This is a genomic window from Phyllobacterium sp. 22552, assembly GCF_052044585.1.
GTDB lineage: Bacteria > Pseudomonadota > Alphaproteobacteria > Rhizobiales > Rhizobiaceae > Phyllobacterium > Phyllobacterium ifriqiyense.
The window spans coordinates 425,150-442,020 of record NZ_JBQENG010000003.1 but is presented as its reverse complement, the minus strand read 5'-3'; the positions used below and the strand labels follow the sequence as shown (position 1 = coordinate 442,020).

Below are 16,871 nucleotides of genomic sequence, written 5' to 3'. Positions count from 1 at the left end.
CGTGCCTGTACCAATTCTCCTATATCATCAGATCGCCACGCCACCGTTTCGCAAGACGCCCTTTAGAAGCATGATTGTAAGCCCGGAATCCTTTCGGCGGCAGATGGGCTGGCTCAAGCGATTGGGTTATCAAGGGCTCTCGCTGCGCGAAAGCTTGCCTTACATTTCCGGTCAGAAAACCGGAAAAGTGGCCGCTATCACCTTCGATGATGGCTTTACCAATGTTTATCAAAATGCCATGCCGATCCTGCAGGAATTCGGTTTCACCGCGACCAATTTTTTCGTCAGCAACCAGATTGGCGGCTCTAATGAATGGGATCGTCCGCTCGGTGTTTTACCAGCAACCTGCATGGATATCAGCCAGATAAAACAATGGCTTTCTTCCGGTCACGAAGTTGGTGCGCATACAATGGATCATGTGCATCTCAGTCAGATTCCCGAGACGCAGGCTTTCGAGCAGCTCTCCCTTTGTAAGGAAAAGCTGCAGGAGATCGTCGGCGACAGGGTCGAGACTTTTGCCTATCCCTATGGCGACCACAATGACAGGGTGCGCGAGCTCGTAAGGCAGGCAGGCTATATAGTGGCAGCAGGCACAGAACGGCGCCGCTCGACCGGCAATGACGATCTGATGAACCTGCCAAGGCTGACAATCCGCCGCGATGATACCTGGTTACACTTCGTCGCAAAGTGCCTGCTGCGCTAAGAACCCAGAGTCCAGTTATCCGCTTTCCAGAGCGGCAATCCCGTTGATTGCGCAACGTCCGGATCAGCGGTGTAAACAGGATGGCCAGCCCGAAGAAGTGCAACCAGCACATCATGATCAGTCTGGCTATGCTGACGACCCAGATTGAGATTGTTGTAAATGTGCCCTTGGGACGCAGGATTGATGCCGGTGATGATAACGGCGCGAGCCCCACTGGCCAGCGCGTAAAGCACGGCAGTCACACCATTTGAGAATCTTGTTTCAAGATCGTCTTCAGTGTTCAGATAGCCCATAATGCGCTTGAACAATGCCATGCGTTGCAGCCTGTTCACGATATGCAGGTGGCGATAGCTGTAATTGAACGCAGCCAGCCCGTCTTCAAGCTCTTTCCTGCTCTGGGTCCAGCGCATCACATAAAGATGCCCTGTCGACTGGTCTTTCAATGCCTTGCGTACCGCCACGGCATTGTCATTGGTGCCATAGACCTGCCTGTATTGAAGGAAAGTCACATCGGGATCGGCCAGCCCCCAACCGGTCGACACCGATTGCGACCCGTTGATCGTAAGAAGGTGGTAATTGGATTGATAACCTTCCGGCAGATTTGAAACAGGCGCAGATCCCACAATCAAAACAGGATTGCGAAAGGGCGAAGGATAGTGAGGCGGTTGCGGGCGAAGCGCATAATAACCGACCCGGCGAATGAGTGATTTATAAGCTTTCAATTTTCAAACCCGATGCAAGAGACCGAATGGTACATAGGCTATTTGCAGGGTTCTGCCCATCCTCAGTCTGCATAAGTTTGAACAGGACGGCCGCTACACGCGCCATCTCATGGAAGCCCCAAAGTGTTGTTAAACCGCTTCGTTCAGTTTCACACGCTTTTCCAGCATCGCGATGCTCTCTTTTCGCTCGCTATAGCGATCTGTCAAATAACCGGAAACATCGCGAGTCAGCAGTGTGAATTTGACCAGCTCCTCCATCACATCCACCACCCGATCATAGTAGGCGGAGGGTTTCATGCGACCGTTTTCATCAAACTCCTGATAGGCCTTCGCCACAGAGGACTGATTGGGGATAGTGATCATTCGCATCCAGCGTCCAAGCACCCGCATCTGATTGACCGCGTTGAAAGACTGTGAGCCGCCCGAGACCTGCATGAGGGCAAGCGTGCGGCCCTGCGTCGGACGGATTGCTCCCATTGCGAGCGGTATCCAATCAATCTGCGATTTCATGACGCCTGTCATTGCGCCGTGGCGTTCTGGACTGGTCCAGACCTGGCCTTCGGACCAGAGTGATAATTCCCGCAATTCCTGAACTTTTGGATGATCGACCGGTGCGTCGTCCGGCAGTGGCAGACCGGAAGGATCATAGATCCGCGTTTCGGCACCAAAATGCTCAAGCAACCGGGCTGCTTCCTGCGTCAGGAGACGACTATAGGCGACTTTGCGCAATGAGCCATACAGCAGAAGAATGCGTGGACGATGCGTCGACATCGGAGCACTGAGCTTTGCGGACTCTGGGAGACGCAGAGCCTCCGGATTTGTGTTCGGCAGATCAGACAAGGCGATTTCCTTCCGCATCTATAACGACTTCACCGTCTTCCTTGGTGAAGGGGCCTTGTTGTGCAGCAGGTAAAATATCCAGCACCCGTTCAGATGGCCGCGCCAAACGCACGCCGAGATCCGTTACAACGAAAGGGCGGTTGATCAGGATCGGATGTGCTTCCATTGCGTCTAATAATTGCTCATCCGTCAGGGATGGATCGTCAAGACCAAGCTCGGCGTAAGGCGTTCCCTTCTCGCGAATAGCCTCACGCACCGTCAAACCGGCTCGCTTGATCATGTCTTTGAGTTCTTTGCGGCTCGGCGCTGTCTTCAAATATTCAATCACGACAGGTTCAATGCCCGCATTGCGAATGAGTGCCAGCGTATTGCGCGACGTGCCGCAGGATGGATTGTGGTAGATGGTGACGGTCATCCGACTGTCCTTTCAATTTTCTTGAGATTTTGAACGGCGGCACCGCTTTCGTACCAGCCCTTGCTGCGATTTACGATCCACACGACAGACAGCATGACGGGCACTTCGATCAACACTCCCACAACTGTGGCAAGGGCCGCACCGGAATTAAAGCCAAACAAACTAATGGCGGCTGCAACGGCGAGTTCGAAGAAATTGCTGGCGCCGATCAGCGCGGATGGCCCTGCAACGCAATGCTGTTCCCCGCTTATGCGATTGAGCAGATAGGCAAGTCCCGAATTGAAATAGACCTGAATGAGGATCGGCACTGCCAGCAAGGCAATGATCAACGGCTGGGCTATGATCTGCTCACCTTGAAAGCCGAAGAGCATGATGAGGGTTGCCAAAAGCGAGACCAACGAAATTGGTTGCAAGATACCAAGAAGGCGTTCAAACGCAGCATTGCCCCGTCCCAGCAACTGGCGGCGGGCAACCTGCGCAATAATCACCGGAATAACAATATAAAGCACCACGGACAGGACAAGCGTATCCCAAGGCACGGTAATTGCCGAAAGGCCGAGCAGGAGGCCGACAATGGGAGCAAAAGCCACGATCATGATCGCGTCGTTCAAGGCAACCTGCGACAGGGTGAAATGCGGCTCGCCTTTTGTAAGGTTAGACCAGACGAATACCATTGCTGTGCATGGAGCCGCTGCCAGAATGATCAGACCGGCAATATACGAGTCGATCTGCATTTCAGGCAAATATGGCCGAAACAGCCAGCCGATGAACAGCCAACCGAGCAATGCCATGGAAAACGGCTTGACCGCCCAGTTGATAAATAGCGTGACGCCGATACCACGCCAGAACTGTCCTACATGGCCAAGCGAAGCAAAATCAATGCGCAGCAGCATGGGGATGATCATCAACCAGATCAGTACTGCCATCGGAATATTGACCTTGGCATATTCCGCCGAACCTATGGCCTGGAAAACGACTGGAATGAAATGACCAAGCGCAATGCCGACGACAATGCACAGGGCAACCCACACGGTGAGGTAGCGCTCGAAGATAGACATTCTGCTTTTCCTTAAAGAGAGACCGAGCGCACCATCATGGTAGCGGTTGAAGGGCAAAGACCAGAGGCTTGCGGTGTCGCCAGAATCTCGGGGGGCGCTTCGCTTTTGGCGATGGTCTTGAAACCGAGCTTGTTGAAAAATGGCGCGGCTCCCATTGTCAGCAAATATCCAGATTCTGCACCCGCCATCTCGGCGTAGCGCAACAGCGAGCGAGTAATGGCAGTGCCGTAACCGGACTTCTGCATGCCTTGCGGGACTGTTATTGAACGTAACAGAGCACTCTTGCCATGCAATTCGATTCCACCAAACCCGGCAGGCTCACCCTTATCATCCGTGAAGCGAAAGAATGTGCCTCCGGACTGCAACAGATCGTCAATCGGCAGCGAGGCTTCCTGCAGCGCTTTTGCCAATTCCTCATCGGACGACAGAATCGATTCGGCAATGACGGAGCGGGCGGAGTTTCCAGTGCACTGGATCGAGACATTGGAGATACGGTCAGCCATTGAAGGTCTCCTTGGGCGGGCAACAGGGAACGATATCCGCAAGCAGTGGCGCGCAAATGTCCGGATGTCCGGCACAGCAATCTTTCAGAAGATAATTGATCGCTCCGCGCAGGCTTTCGAAGTCCGCACGATAGATGATGGATCGACTTTGCCGTTCGGAGGAAATCAAGCCGGCCCGGGAAAGAATGCCAAGATGAGTGGACATGGTGTTTTGCGGCACATTGAGTATCCGTGAAATTTCACCCGCAGGAATGCCGTCAGGCTCATGCATAACGATAAGCTTGAACGCATCCATCCGCGTGGTCTGGGCCAAGGCGGCGAAGGCATCGATTGTGTTTTCTTTTTCCATATATCGAGATATACGGATATAAATGCTTGCAGTCAATTGATTTTGCTGCTCAACGAGAGCAAACTTGCTCTAGTTGCAGCATGTGGACGATGCACTGCTCGAGCCACAACAGCTAGTGGCAGCAACTTGCGCCGCACGATGTCTCGGCTTGCAGATCGCCGGACGAGCAACCAGGTTCAACACAAGCCGTTCAGCCTCAAGAATCAACGTGCTCGCGTCGAATATTTGCATGGGCATATCTGGCAGCCCTACTTCGAACGTCAGGCGAGCATCGGCACGAAGCTCAACCTTCTTTCCTACCAGGCTGAGGATGCTGCTGAATTTTTCCACAGTCATAAAGTCTCTACCCTGTTCCGACGGCAAGTCTTCGACCTGCAGGACCGATTCATGCCAGCTATCGGGATTGCCACCGCAGTCCAGCGTTACAAACGAACCTGCCTTCACCTCTGTAACATGATATCCGGGCTGGATGGTCCTCCCTGCATATTCAATAACAAGAGGGCGTTCGTGATAGGGTTCGAGCGCTGACAGCAATGCATGAAGTGAAGCATCGCCATGAAAATCTATGAGTATAGGGCTGGTAACGGAGTTCATGATCATATAACCTCATTTCAACATCTTTTGAGATATTGAGGTAATTATGAATGAATTGCAAGCCCTTGACGCTTTTGCGTCGCTCTCACAAGAAACCCGGTTGAGGATTGTGCGCCTGCTGGTCAAGGCTGGCCCGGAGGGAATGCCTGCCGGAGCGGTAGGCGACGCTATGGGAGCATCATCGTCCAAGATCTCGTTTCACTTGAGCCATCTGGAGCGCTCTGGCCTGATCCAGTCACGGCGCGAGGCGCGTTCCATCATTTACAGCGCCGTCTATCCCGCGCTCTCCGGGTTAATTGAATTCCTGATGAAAGATTGCTGTCAAGGACGGTGCGACCCAGTCGAGAAAAATTGCGCTGATACCTGCACCGACTGAGCCGCGTACCCGTTTGATCCAAGAGGTCCAGAATGTCCGCTTCCTCCCATCGGGACTACCTCGTCGTTGCCGTTCTCGGCCTAACGCAAATTATCGGCTATGGCACGCTGTATTATAGTTTCAGTGTACTTGCCCAAGCTATGGCGGAAGATTTTGGCTGGCCACCGGAATGGGTTTTTGGCGTTTTCTCAATTTCGCTTCTTGCAGGTGGATTGGCCGCTCCAGTGGCGGGCGGCTGGATAGATCGCCACGGAGCAGGCAAAGTCATGAGCTGGGGCACCATTGGCGCAGTGACGGCATTGATCGCCTGCGCGATTGCCCCAAGCCCCATAACCTTTACTGCTGGATTGATAACGATAGAGCTTGCCTCCACCTTCGTTCTCTACAATGCCGCCTTTGCTGTATTGGTACAGATCAACCCTGTCACCGCACCACGGGCGATCACTTATCTCACGCTTATCGCAGGCTTCGCTTCGACAATATTCTGGCCCTTGACCTCAGCGCTCCACGCGTCTTTGTCGTGGCGAGAGGTCTATATCGTCTTTGCCGCGCTCCATATAACTCTCTGCCTTCCAATACATGTCTGGCTGTCCTGTCTACCCGCCAGATCGAGGGCAGATATGTCTGGTGAGGCACCGACAACGCCCTCCGTCGAGGGCAGCCTTGCTCAAGACCGGAGACGATCAGGCTTTATCCTGATGTCCATGGGACTCGCCCTTGTAAGCTTCGTTGACGCAGCAATTCTTATCCACATGTTGCCGATGTTGACCTCATTGGGAATTGGAAGCACAAGCGTCCTGATCGGAACATTGTTTGGCCCCGCTCAAGTTGCCAGTCGACTATTCAGCATGTTCAGCGGCAATCATATCCCACCATTGGGTCTGGCGCTGATCTCAGCACTGCTCGTGCCTGTGTCCGTTTTCATCCTGCTGTTGAGCGGCTCATGGGTTCCCGGGTCCCTTGCATTTGCTATCATTTTTGGTTTGGGAGCTGGGCTTGCCAGCATCGTACAGGGAACGCTGCCGCTCGCTCTCTTCGGCAGCTACGGTTACGGACAACGCGTCGGAAAGGCCACCGCAATTCGCTTGGTTGCGACTGCCGCGGCGCCTTTCGCATTCGCATTTATCATGCAACATTTTGGTGTTCGAGCCGGCTTGATAGCCTTTGCGGTACTTGGATTAATGGCCGTCATATCGTTCGCCGCTCTCGGCAGGCAGGGCCATGGCGTTTTTGCCAAGAAATCAGCCCGCAAACCTCTGTCTGACTTGGCTGAGTTGACCAGTATTCCCGATTGACGACCGGCTTCTTCTCCCTATAGATTGACGATATCGAAAATCGCTATTGTGAGCCGAATAACTATAGCCGGGCAAACATGGAACATCAGGATTTACTCAGCGGCCTCATCCGGCTCCACGTCTTGCATCACGCAGTCGAAGGGGAACTTTACGGCCAATGGATGATCGATGAGCTTGCCCATCATGGGTATAGGCTGAGTGCGGGCACGCTTTATCCAATGCTCAAGGCCATGGAAAAGAAGGGCTATCTTGTGTCAGAAAATCGGCGCGACGGACGTACGGCCCGTAAATTTTACCGTGCCACCCCTTTGGGACGCGAGGCATTGGAAATCGCCCGTCTCAAAGTAAAGGAACTCTTTGGAGAAATGATTTCTTAGAGCTCTGGAAAAGAGCGCCCTTCCATCCGCAATAAGGAACTGCTGAGTGACCATGGTCGAACCCACCCCCATCGCTTCCGCCATGAACCGGATTGTCGAAGTATTCATTGTGTTCCTGAAACTCGGCCTTACCTCCTTTGGCGGGCCCATTGCCCATCTTGGCTATTTTCGAGAGGAATTTGTAAATCGCCGCAAATGGTTGACCGATGGAGCCTTTGCCGACCTGGTGGCCCTATGTCAGTTTCTGCCCGGCCCTGCTTCCAGTCAGGTTGGCTTCGCTATCGGAACATTCCGTGGTGGCGGGGTATTGGGAGGAATCGCAGCCTGGACGGCTTTTACGCTCCCTTCCGCGATTTTGTTGATCGCATTTGCTTATGGAGCAGCAAATTTTGCGGGGCCAATCGGTCAGGGCATTATCCATGGATTGAAACTTGTCGCCGTCGCCGTTGTAGCACAGGCAATCTGGGGCATGGCTCGTACTCTGACACCTGATAAAACCAGAATCGCCATTGCGCTGGCCGCAATAGCTGCAGCAGTTTTCCTTAGCAGCACACTCGGACAGATAGGCGCGATTGCAGGTGGCGCATTGGCCGGTCTGTTCTTTTGCCGCAATACCGATACTCAAGACACACATCGTCTCGGCTTTTCCGTTACCAGGCGCAGCGCCATCCTGGCCCTCATTCTGTTTGCGGCTTTGTTTGCTCTTCCTGTGATATTGCCAGATAGCTTGCACAGCCAAGCGATCTCGCTGTTTGACGCATTCTACCGTTCTGGCGCGCTCGTCTTTGGTGGCGGCCATGTGGTTTTGCCACTGCTCGAAACAGCGGTCGTGGCTCCCGGCTGGGTGAGCCATGAGGCGTTCCTTGCAGGTTATGGGGCAGCACAGGCAGTTCCCGGGCCGCTTTTTACGTTTGGTGCCTATCTTGGCGCAATCGTGAATTCACCGCCCAACGGGCTGCCCGGCGCGCTTATTGCAGTGATTGCATTGTCTCTGCCGGGATTGCTTCTTGCCTATGGAACCTTGCCGTTTTGGGACGACCTCAGACGCCTCCCCTTAGCGCAAGCAGCCATGAGAGGCGCCAATGCCGCTGTGGTGGGGATTCTTGCAGCTGCATTCTATAATCCTGTTTGGACGAGCGCAGTTTTCAAGCCATCGGACTTCCTGCTGGTGACAGCCGGATTCCTGTTTCTGACAATATGGAAGATGCCGCCTTGGATTGTCGTAGTCGCTCTTGCCATTGCTGGCGCGATCATGGGCGCTGCGTAGACTTCAGTCGTTACAAGAAAAGTGGCCCCCATTTGGGGCCACCTAACATTAATTTGACGTGGATCAGATACCGCGCAGCATCTTGCAAAGAGCGACAAGCCCGCCGTCATAGTTCATTGCATTAGCGGAAATATCGCGGCAACGCACCTTCAACTTCGTGCGCTCGGTTGCACTCAAGCTGGCGAACCGGGCGGATACCACACGGGCATTCAGGCGCGTACCGGGACTGACAGAAGTTCCCCTGGGAGTCACTCCAGCAGTCGTCCTGGTGCCGGGATTTATGCCACTGCCAGGATTAGTGATGGTGTTACCAATGCCGACGCCAACGCCAGCATTTATGCCACCTGCCCCACCAACGCTTAAGCCCGCCCCTGCACGGACCCCGCCAGTGACACTGGCGCCCACTCCGGCCGTAACACCACTGGTGCCGCCAACATTCGCTCCCGCGCCGACCGCCGTTCCTCCGGATCCGCCGATCGAAGCACCCGCGCCCGCATTTACGCCGCTTGCCCCGCCAACGTTTAAGCCTGCACCTGCATTGACCCCGTTATTGACAGAAGCTCCCACTCCGGTCGAAATACCGCTCGTGCCGCCGACATTTGCTCCAGCGCCGACCGTCGTTCCTCTGGATCCGCCAATTGAAGCGTCCACTCCAGCCTTGATGCCGCCGAGATCTGCACCAACGCTCGCACCGAGGCCGCCATTGCGCGAGCCACCGACGGAGATACCGCCTGCAAATGCTGGAACAGTAAGTGCTGTTATGATGACAGAATATGAGAGTAACTTGGTAACATTGGTTATAATTCTAGTCATTATGTCCTCCCTTATCCCAATTTTCAAACCAATGTGAAATACAATGGCAGCTTGGGTTGGAGAATAGTATTCATTATTTATTTCAAAATTACAAGTAAATCTAATACTAAGCTAATTACTATTCATAATACTATTAAAAATTCAAACAAAACTCTAACTCATCCAACGGGATGCGAAAACAAACAACACACTACTCAAGCATTCGTTACAATTTTATCAAAGTTGAAATGGCCCTCCATTCTTTTATGCCTATTCTATACTATTTTTTAACTTGTGCTTACAAACATTTGCAATCATCTGTCCATGGGAGCTTCACCACAATTCGCACGCCACTGGTTTGATTGTGGGTCACTGGAGTCGCAATGATCTGACGGACTTTGAGTGGCACGTGATCGAGCCGCCGCAAACGAACTAAAAAAGGAACAAAAGTGTCCAGCTTTTCACAGTGGTATGCGTTTGCTGACCAGTCTGGGCAAAGATAATCAACAACAAAAATGGGTAAAATGAGAAGTGGTGCCCAGACGCGGATTCGAACCACGGACACGCGGATTTTCAATCCGACATTGCCTATTGTTTTTATTACTATATTTCCTTTTATGTCGCGTTCATGTCGCACTTACGCCAGAAGCGCGTTCTCGGCAGCGGCCAATTCGTCTGCATCATCACCCCTCGGGAAAAGGTGTCCGTAGACGTCCATAGTCATCATTATCGAGGCATGACCGAGCCGTTCTTGCACTACTTTCGGGGGCAAACCCAAGCCACCATCTGTTGGCCGATTAATGCACCACGAGGCATAGAAGTGCCTCAGCGCGTGCATACCGGTGTACTTGGCTCTCATGATTGGATTGCTTTCTTTATCCTTCTCCCCGGTATCAACCGACACTCCAGCCAATACCTGTACCGGCAACAATGCGCGGTTAATGATGTTGGCCAAGGACTCGATATTTCCTGCTCCGTTCGGAAAGACATAGTTGAGTTCTTTGATCGGCTCGCCTTCTGAATTGTATTTTCCCGTCGCCAGTTTCGGACAAACCAGTTTCCACTCCCGCAACGCGTTTATCACTATGGGAGGAAGCGGAACTGAACGCTCTCCGGCTTCTGACTTCGGTTGACCCATTTCATTGAACCGATCCGCGCGCTCCCTGACGTGCAACTCACGCTTGTCGAAGTCAACATTAACCCACCGTAAACCTCGCAGCTCGGAAGCACGCAGTCCAGTAAATATCGTCGTGAGGAGCAAGGGGCGCCATTTGCCCTGCAAAACACCAACAATGGCTTTGACTTCTTCGCGAGTGGGAATATCCACACCGACCCGAAGTTTGCCCTTCTGGCGTCTCTCTGCCCGCCTGTCTTTGCCCTTGCGTCGTTTGCCCCGCATATCGCGGACAGTGTTTTTTGAGGTCAGCCCGCGTTCCTGAGCATCAGAAAGCAGAGAACCTAAACTTACCAGCACCTTCTTCACCATGGCGCTGGATCGACCCTTATGAGCCAAATCATCCTCGAATGCCCGGACGGCTGGAATATTCAACGCTGAAAGTTTGGTGTCTCCGATCAATGGCTTGATATGGAGATTCAAGTGCTGCCGGTATTGATCGACACTCGATTTCTCAAGGCCTGCCTTCTCAGCAGATGTGATCCAGAACTCACCAGCCTTTGCCACGGTTGTGCTGGCACTGTCAGCAACGTGGACCCCCTCCCTCACTTCGACGCTGGCCGTCGCAGCAAATTGGTCTGCTTCTTTTTTGAGTTTGAAAGTTTTCAGCCGACGGACACTGTTGGTATCGAGGTAATCTACCACCCAGGCGGTTTTTACCTCGCCCTTGGCATTGGTCCATGTGCGCTTGCGGATCGACATTAGAAAGGAGTGTCCTCGTCTAGCATCTTCTTTATTCGGTTACGGAGCTCCTTCCCAACCGACGTATCCTCATCAAGATGGAACATTGCTCCCGCTATCAGCCTCCTCATCAGCTTTTGGACGGTTAATCCTCGACGGTCAGCTTCTTGTTTGAGCCGCTCGTAAACAATGGGTGGCAAATCAACGTCGGTAGCTTCATCCAAAAGAAGCTCTTCCTGTAGCTCTGACAAGGCGCGAATCAAAGGGAGCTTGGGGTCGTCGAAAGTAGACTCGAGCCGAGAGACTATTTCTGCGGTCATACTTCGATGACTCAGCGAAGCAGCTGCCTGCACCTGGTGCTTCAATTCCTCCGGAATCCGGAGTCTAAAATGCAAATCTTCTCGAGCCATGCCTCACCAATGACACACTTTTTGATTGACAGCTATGCCCCACGCATGACACACATTACATGACACACGCATGACACACGCTTAATACGCGTCTTTCATTAATTTCCAAGGATTTCCTATGAACACTAACACAGATGAGTTGGACTTGGTTTGGGGACTGGAAGCGATCTCCAAGGTAATAGGAAGAACAGTGCGACAAACGCACTACATGCTTTCCACTGGCAAACTTCCTGCAAAACAAATTGGAAGTCGGTGGGTTGCCGAGCGCGGCAAACTGATACGCTTCTTTATGGAAGATGCTGCATGACTTTGGTTTGCAAAATATGTTCAGTTTGCGGCGTGCTCTTGAGCAGGTTTCGTGAGAGGGCGCTTTGAAATGAGCAGCGCGGCCCGCAAATGGCTCGACAAGCAGGCGGTCGAGGATGCAACGTTGCGCCACATCTTAAAAGTCTTGGCCGATGAAGCCGACACTGAAGGAGCCTGCCAAATCACACAGGCAAAGGTAGCCAAACGGACCTCGCTTGAAGAACGCACTGTTCGAAGGTCAATCATCTTACTTGAGAGCGTCGGGATGCTGTCGCGGTCACGTCCCAGCGCCTGGCATAAAATTGGTCGGGCCAGCGACCATATTTATCTCACCCTCAATGATGTTTTTAATCTCAACAGAGACGCTATTTTGGCGGCTCGGAAAGCGGGAGCAACCGGACATAAGGTCCCGCTGAACAGCGGGGAGCAACCGGACTTAGAGTCCGCTTCGCCCCGACCTCTCCCTATAAGAAAGACTATATATGGCAAACACTGTGCTGAAAATTCTCCAGGATTTATATACTCCAGTCGCGTCTGGTGGGATGTATCTCGGAGCAAGTGGCGCGCTCGATTTCGCTTAAACGGAATTGAACTTGATCTCGGCCGCTTCGGTTCCAAGGAGGAAGCAGAAGACGACCTCGCGATTTCAATGTCTGACGTTAAATTTACCTCCACTCACAGATCCGGCAGTCCTGTAAACGCCGTCAAAAATCCTTCACTCCAAAATCTTTCTGGCAGAGCGCTTCATAATTTTTTGGTTGGGGAAAGACTCCCATCTCAAGAACGGATCGAAGGCAGCAGCATTCGGCAGGGGATGGCCCTGAAGGCCACCCCCAGCGTTGGAGCCGTAGTTTCGACAGTACGACTGGCGCCGAGTTCGGGCCGGCCGTCAGGGCCGGACCCACAAATGTAAACCGCCACAAACTCCGGCGGGATGGGAGCGGACGAGAATACTTAGAAGTCAGCGGCGAACTCACCGCAAATTTCAACAAGGTCAATCTGGAGATTTCGATGAATAAAACATTGCATAGGATCGTGTCGTCAGACTGCCTCGATGCGCCTATTGCGACCGCGGCCACCAGGCCACACTTCCTTATCGACACGGAGCACGTAGCATGTGACCACGGCACGGGAGCTATCCACATGCAGAACAACCGTCACGACGCTGTCCCAATTCCTTTTCTTAATCCCACCCCTGCAAGAACTACTCTATTCGGGTTGATCGAAGCACATCAGCACGCACTCGTTCGAGTGGATAACGTGAGTGACGCAGATCAAGATGTTGAAGCAGGCTGTGACGCAGAAGAGAGTGCTCTCGAAAACCTGCTGAGCTATTCCCCGCAAGACATGGCTGAAGTGCAGGCGAAAGCTGCCTATTTCATTGACCGCCTGGAATTCCTTGGTTGCGAAGACCCGCGCATGCTGATGTTCATGCGTGCGATGCTGTAAATTTTGGAGGGATCGATGGCACTGGATTTAGGTGTTACTTCAAATGGCGCAACTGCCAGTCTGCCTCTCCGATTTGCTAATCGTCATGGTCTCGTCACCGGCGCAACCGGTACCGGCAAGACGGTCACGCTCCAGCAATTGGCCGAAGAATTTTCCCGAAATGGCGTCCCTGTTTTCGCTGCTGATGTGAAAGGCGATCTATCAGGGATTGCCACCTCGTTTCCTGCAGAGTTTTGGGACATCTATGGTCGCAAGGGATTCCAGATCAGGACAAGCGTGCAGGAAATGGGCGCTCAGCTCATCTCGCGGATGCTCGGATTGAATGAGACGCAGCAAGGCGCAATTGAGATTGCATTCCGCATTTCTGAGAAAGAACAATGCTTTTTGCTCACGCTTGACGATTTGCGCTGGGCACTGTCGGACATGCTCGATAACCGTGAAGACGTTTGCAAAGAGCACGGCAACATCACAGTAGCATCAATATCCGCGATCCAGCGCAACTTGCTGGCGCTCGAGGCGCAAGGGGGCGCCAATTTGTTCGGCGAGCCTCCCTTTGATATTCTTGATTTTATCCGAACCGATGACACTGGGCGAGGAATCGTCAATCTGCTTCATGCAGATCAATTGATGGAAGCGCCCAAGCTGTACGCCACATTCCTGCTCTGGTTGCTGACAGAACTATTCCGCCGTCTTCCTGAAGCTGGCGATCTGGACAAGCCCAAGCTGGTATTCTTCTTTGACGAGGCACACTTGCTATTCCGCGATGCTCCTCGCCCTCTCGTGCAGAGCATCGAGCGACTGGTGCGCCTAGTGCGCTCCAAGGGCGTCGGCGTGTACTTTGTGACCCAATCTCCCGCCGACGTGCCTGACACCGTGCTGGCGCAGCTTGGCAACCGTATTCAGCACGCTCTTCGCGCCTATACTCCCAGCGATCAGCGAAATGTGAAGGCATCGGCAAATTCATTCCGCCCTAATCCCGGAGTGGATGTCAAAGCAGAAATTACGGCGATGGGTGTGGGTGAAGCGCTCGTTTCAATGCTTCAGGACAATGGTGTCCCCCAGCCTGTAGAAAAGGTTCGCATAACCAAGCCTTCAGCTCAGATCGGTCCGGTTTCGGATCTCGAGCGTGAAACCACAATTGCGGGGTCCAGGATGTTTGAAAAGTACAAGGCGGGACTGCTCCCTCACGAGGCGTGCCACGCGTTCGGCAATCGGATGAAGGCGCAGAGGGGAATTGAATTTGATGCTACTGCTGACGCTCTTCCTCCCGAGGATAGCGTGTATTTGAAACACATTCCTAATCTCGGCGTCGAAGAACTTGGTGAACGGCCAAGTTTGGCGAAGCTCCTGCTGGAAGTCGGGTTGTGGGGGGCGGTGGTTCTTGGAGGGCTGAAAATAACAGGCGCCTTGTAGTCGATACATAGTATTCACGAACGCTCTGTGGAAAGATCAACTTAATCCAAACAAATATATAACAAGTGGTTACAGTGTGCTCAGAGGTTTCAATATGGCCGACGGCACTTTTAAAGTTCTGAGCTTGGACGGTGGCGGCGCAAAGGGCTTCTACACTCTCGGAGTGTTGCGGCAACTTGAAGGAATGCTCGGTGGTCGCCTAGCTCATCATTTCGACCTCATTTATGGTACCAGCACTGGTTCTATCATTGGTGCATTGCTTGGTCTCGGGCACTCCGTTGAATCAATCAAGGAACTTTATGAGGAACATGTTGTTAAGATAGTCGGGAAGAAATTGCCTTGCCAAAAATCAGCGGCACTCATGGAACTTGCCTCGTCGGTATTTGGTAAGCAGAAGTTTGATGCTTTTCAAACCGAGGTTGGGATCGTGACCACTAAGTGGCTCACGGAACGACCGATGATCTTCAAGACCAGCGCTTTCCAAGCATTTGGCGGCAAGGAAATGTTTGAGCCAGGCTTTGGTTGCTCAATAGCTGAGGCAGTCGAAGCATCGTGTTCGGCATACCCTTTTTTCAAAAGAAAAATAGTACGCACAAATGATGGAGAGCTGGAGCTTATTGATGGAGGCTATTGCGCCAATAATCCGACCCTTTACGCGGTTGCGGACGCTCGGGAAGCTTTGGGGATAGCAAAAGATCGCATACGTATTTTGAGCGTGGGCGTCGGTGAGTATCCACCTGTTCGGCGCCCTTTAAACGTCATGTGGTGGCTTAGTCGGTTGCCTAGCGTCAAGCTCCTCCAGAAAACACTTGAAATCAACACCCAGTCAATGGACCAGTTGCGAACTGTTTTATTCCGAGAGGTAAAAACTGTGCGTATAAGCGATAGTTTTTCGCAACCAGAGATGGCCACCGACTTATTTGAAAACGACATTCGTAAACTAAATATCCTACGTCAGCGCGGGAAAGACTCTTTCGCAAAAAAAGAAATAGAAATTAGGGAGCTGCTTGGACTGCAGGCTGAATGATATGGCTATTACTGAAGAGCAGCTGACAACTTGGTCGAATATCGGCTCACTGGTTCAGTCAGCTGAAACATATTCTTCAATTAAGCAAGTCATCGAGGATAAAGACGCGCCTTATGCAACAAGGAAGCCTGACTCGTTTTTGCAAGGATCTTACGGAAATAGAACCAATGTTTTAGGCACGGAAAGTGATGTGGACGTTGTTCTGAAATGCGGGTCAGTTTTTTATTACGATATAGAAAATCTGGAAAAAGACTCTCAGCAGCTTTTTAAAGCAATGAACCAAGCCGCAGATTATCGGTACGAAAATTTCAAAAAAGAGGTTTCCGATTGGCTCGAGGAAAACTTTGGTGCTGATTTTGATCCAGGCCAAAAGGCAATTCGAATTAAAGGTCGCAATAATCGACGTGAAGTGGACGTTTTGCCATGCGTAAATTTTCGCCGCTACACTCGCTTCACGGGTGCAGGGGATCAGGCAGATAGCTATGTTGAGGGCGTGTGTTTTTTCCTCCCCGATCAAACCAAGGTCGTGAACTATCCCAAGCTTCACCATGATAATTGCGCGTTGAAGAACCAGGATACAGCGGGATATTTCAAGGAAATGGTCCGTATTTTCAAGAATATGCGAAATAGAATGCGGGCCGATAATGTGGTGGAGGAGGGTATCGCACCCTCATATTATCTTGAAGGAATGCTTTGGAATGTACCGAACGAGCTTTTCGGTGGTTCGTACGAGCAAACCTTTATCGAGAGCTATAATTGGCTAATCAATGCAGACGAAGCTGCCCTAGTATGCGCGAACAGGCAGGCGTGGTTACTGCGCGAAGGTACACCAACGAGTTGGAATCCCGGCCATTTCAACGAATTCATGATAGCATTAGCGGACTTTTGGAAATCCGGCGGATAATCTTTTAATTAATGTATGTCTTACCACACCGCGACCTGTCCCTGGTTCAAGCTAGAAGCTATTACTTCGGCAGCTTTATCGCGACGCTGGTGGAATGTCGTGTATGACCATCCCCGTTTCCGACACTCTTTGCCAACAGTCCCCGCGATTTCCAAATGAACGATGCTACCAGGCATCGACGCATGCCATCACTTCCACTCAAGTATCCAACAACTT

At 52.2% G+C, this 16,871-nt stretch carries 21 protein-coding genes and 1 tRNA gene; 11 read left to right on the top strand and 11 right to left on the bottom strand.

All coding sequences use genetic code 11. From position 1 onward, the window contains the following. Nucleotide 1 precedes the first annotated feature (1 nt). Complete coding sequence (locus ACTJI9_RS09330) at nucleotides 2-703, top strand: polysaccharide deacetylase family protein (RefSeq protein WP_336440597.1); 702 nt, start codon at nucleotides 2-4, stop codon at nucleotides 701-703. Here the strand turns inward: ACTJI9_RS09330 and ACTJI9_RS09325 are convergent. From ACTJI9_RS09325 to ACTJI9_RS09295, 7 genes are all read right to left on the bottom strand, one after another. Then, complete coding sequence (locus tag ACTJI9_RS09325; protein ID WP_440807488.1) at nucleotides 700-1,425, bottom strand: membrane-anchored protein; 726 nt, start codon at nucleotides 1,423-1,425, stop codon at nucleotides 700-702. The genes ACTJI9_RS09330 and ACTJI9_RS09325 overlap by 4 nt on opposite strands. 129 nt (nucleotides 1,426-1,554) lie before the next feature. Beyond that, nucleotides 1,555-2,283, bottom strand: coding sequence for an arsenical resistance protein ArsH (gene arsH, locus ACTJI9_RS09320; RefSeq protein WP_115051280.1), 729 nt, complete (start codon nucleotides 2,281-2,283; stop codon nucleotides 1,555-1,557). Then, nucleotides 2,258-2,680, bottom strand: coding sequence for an arsenate reductase (glutaredoxin) (arsC, locus tag ACTJI9_RS09315; RefSeq protein ID WP_440807485.1), 423 nt, complete (start codon nucleotides 2,678-2,680; stop codon nucleotides 2,258-2,260). The genes arsH and arsC overlap by 26 nt, the downstream gene beginning before the upstream one ends. Next, nucleotides 2,677-3,738: an ACR3 family arsenite efflux transporter gene (arsB, locus tag ACTJI9_RS09310; RefSeq protein WP_354342528.1), complete on the bottom strand. Its 1,062-nt coding sequence runs from the start codon at nucleotides 3,736-3,738 to the stop codon at nucleotides 2,677-2,679. The genes arsC and arsB overlap by 4 nt, the downstream gene beginning before the upstream one ends. An 11-nt stretch (nucleotides 3,739-3,749) precedes the next feature. Further along, nucleotides 3,750-4,241 (bottom strand): arsenic resistance N-acetyltransferase ArsN2, encoded by a 492-nt coding sequence (gene arsN2, locus ACTJI9_RS09305; RefSeq protein WP_440807479.1) that lies wholly within the window; start codon nucleotides 4,239-4,241, stop codon nucleotides 3,750-3,752. Then, the gene (locus ACTJI9_RS09300; protein WP_440807718.1) at nucleotides 4,234-4,590 is read right to left on the bottom strand and encodes an ArsR/SmtB family transcription factor; all 357 of its coding nucleotides are present in this window, start codon (nucleotides 4,588-4,590) and stop codon (nucleotides 4,234-4,236) included. Before ACTJI9_RS09300 ends, arsN2 begins: the two co-directional genes overlap by 8 nt. A gap of 69 nt (nucleotides 4,591-4,659) precedes the next feature. Next, nucleotides 4,660-5,190 (bottom strand): DUF6428 family protein, encoded by a 531-nt coding sequence (locus ACTJI9_RS09295; RefSeq protein WP_337353606.1) that lies wholly within the window; start codon nucleotides 5,188-5,190, stop codon nucleotides 4,660-4,662. Nucleotides 5,191-5,230: 40 nt separating this feature from the next. Between ACTJI9_RS09295 and ACTJI9_RS09290 the strand changes: the two genes are divergently transcribed. The 4 genes from ACTJI9_RS09290 to chrA all read left to right on the top strand — a co-directional run bounded on the left by ACTJI9_RS09290 (nucleotide 5,231) and on the right by chrA (nucleotide 8,499). After that, on the top strand, nucleotides 5,231-5,560 hold the full coding sequence (locus ACTJI9_RS09290) for an ArsR/SmtB family transcription factor (RefSeq protein ID WP_307282780.1): 330 nt from the start codon (nucleotides 5,231-5,233) through the stop codon (nucleotides 5,558-5,560). 32 nt (nucleotides 5,561-5,592) lie between these two features. Next, nucleotides 5,593-6,855 (top strand): arsenite efflux MFS transporter ArsK, encoded by a 1,263-nt coding sequence (gene arsK / locus ACTJI9_RS09285; RefSeq protein WP_440807474.1) that lies wholly within the window; start codon nucleotides 5,593-5,595, stop codon nucleotides 6,853-6,855. A 77-nt stretch (nucleotides 6,856-6,932) separates the two neighbouring features. Then, entirely contained in the window at nucleotides 6,933-7,232 is a 300-nt protein-coding gene (locus ACTJI9_RS09280; protein ID WP_307282771.1) for a PadR family transcriptional regulator, read from the top strand. A 52-nt stretch (nucleotides 7,233-7,284) separates the two neighbouring features. Then, a complete protein-coding gene (chrA, locus tag ACTJI9_RS09275) occupies nucleotides 7,285-8,499 on the top strand; it encodes a chromate efflux transporter (RefSeq protein ID WP_440807716.1) in 1,215 nt (404 codons plus the stop codon). A gap of 63 nt (nucleotides 8,500-8,562) precedes the next feature. On the opposite strand, the gene ACTJI9_RS09270 is transcribed toward chrA, so the two are convergent. The 4 genes from ACTJI9_RS09270 to ACTJI9_RS09255 form a co-directional block, all read right to left on the bottom strand. Further along, nucleotides 8,563-9,312: a hypothetical protein gene (locus ACTJI9_RS09270; RefSeq protein WP_307282769.1), complete on the bottom strand. Its 750-nt coding sequence runs from the start codon at nucleotides 9,310-9,312 to the stop codon at nucleotides 8,563-8,565. Nucleotides 9,313-9,823: 511 nt separating this feature from the next. Further along, nucleotides 9,824-9,883, bottom strand: a tRNA-OTHER gene (locus ACTJI9_RS09265). A gap of 45 nt (nucleotides 9,884-9,928) precedes the next feature. Beyond that, nucleotides 9,929-11,167, bottom strand: coding sequence for a tyrosine-type recombinase/integrase (locus ACTJI9_RS09260; protein WP_440807470.1), 1,239 nt, complete (start codon nucleotides 11,165-11,167; stop codon nucleotides 9,929-9,931). Further along, entirely contained in the window at nucleotides 11,167-11,556 is a 390-nt protein-coding gene (locus ACTJI9_RS09255; RefSeq protein ID WP_440807468.1) for an Arc family DNA-binding protein, read from the bottom strand. Before ACTJI9_RS09255 ends, ACTJI9_RS09260 begins: the two co-directional genes overlap by 1 nt. 118 nt (nucleotides 11,557-11,674) lie before the next feature. Between ACTJI9_RS09255 and ACTJI9_RS09250 the strand changes: the two genes are divergently transcribed. From ACTJI9_RS09250 to ACTJI9_RS09225, 6 genes are all read left to right on the top strand, one after another. Continuing rightward, the gene (locus ACTJI9_RS09250; RefSeq protein WP_440807465.1) at nucleotides 11,675-11,863 is read left to right on the top strand and encodes a DNA-binding protein; all 189 of its coding nucleotides are present in this window, start codon (nucleotides 11,675-11,677) and stop codon (nucleotides 11,861-11,863) included. A gap of 69 nt (nucleotides 11,864-11,932) precedes the next feature. Next, nucleotides 11,933-12,775 carry a hypothetical protein gene (locus ACTJI9_RS09245; RefSeq protein WP_440807462.1) on the top strand — a complete coding sequence of 281 codons (843 nt, stop codon included), beginning with the start codon at nucleotides 11,933-11,935 and terminating at the stop codon, nucleotides 12,773-12,775. Nucleotides 12,776-13,005: 230 nt separating this feature from the next. Then, on the top strand, nucleotides 13,006-13,311 hold the full coding sequence (locus ACTJI9_RS09240; RefSeq protein WP_440807460.1) for a hypothetical protein: 306 nt from the start codon (nucleotides 13,006-13,008) through the stop codon (nucleotides 13,309-13,311). A 15-nt stretch (nucleotides 13,312-13,326) separates the two neighbouring features. Then, nucleotides 13,327-14,724: a helicase HerA-like domain-containing protein gene (locus ACTJI9_RS09235; RefSeq protein ID WP_440807457.1), complete on the top strand. Its 1,398-nt coding sequence runs from the start codon at nucleotides 13,327-13,329 to the stop codon at nucleotides 14,722-14,724. A 94-nt stretch (nucleotides 14,725-14,818) separates the two neighbouring features. Beyond that, nucleotides 14,819-15,751, top strand: coding sequence for a patatin-like phospholipase family protein (locus ACTJI9_RS09230; RefSeq protein ID WP_440807455.1), 933 nt, complete (start codon nucleotides 14,819-14,821; stop codon nucleotides 15,749-15,751). Nucleotide 15,752: 1 nt separating this feature from the next. Further along, nucleotides 15,753-16,655 carry a nucleotidyltransferase domain-containing protein gene (locus tag ACTJI9_RS09225; protein ID WP_440807452.1) on the top strand — a complete coding sequence of 301 codons (903 nt, stop codon included), beginning with the start codon at nucleotides 15,753-15,755 and terminating at the stop codon, nucleotides 16,653-16,655. The last annotated feature ends 216 nt before the right edge of the window (nucleotides 16,656-16,871 follow it).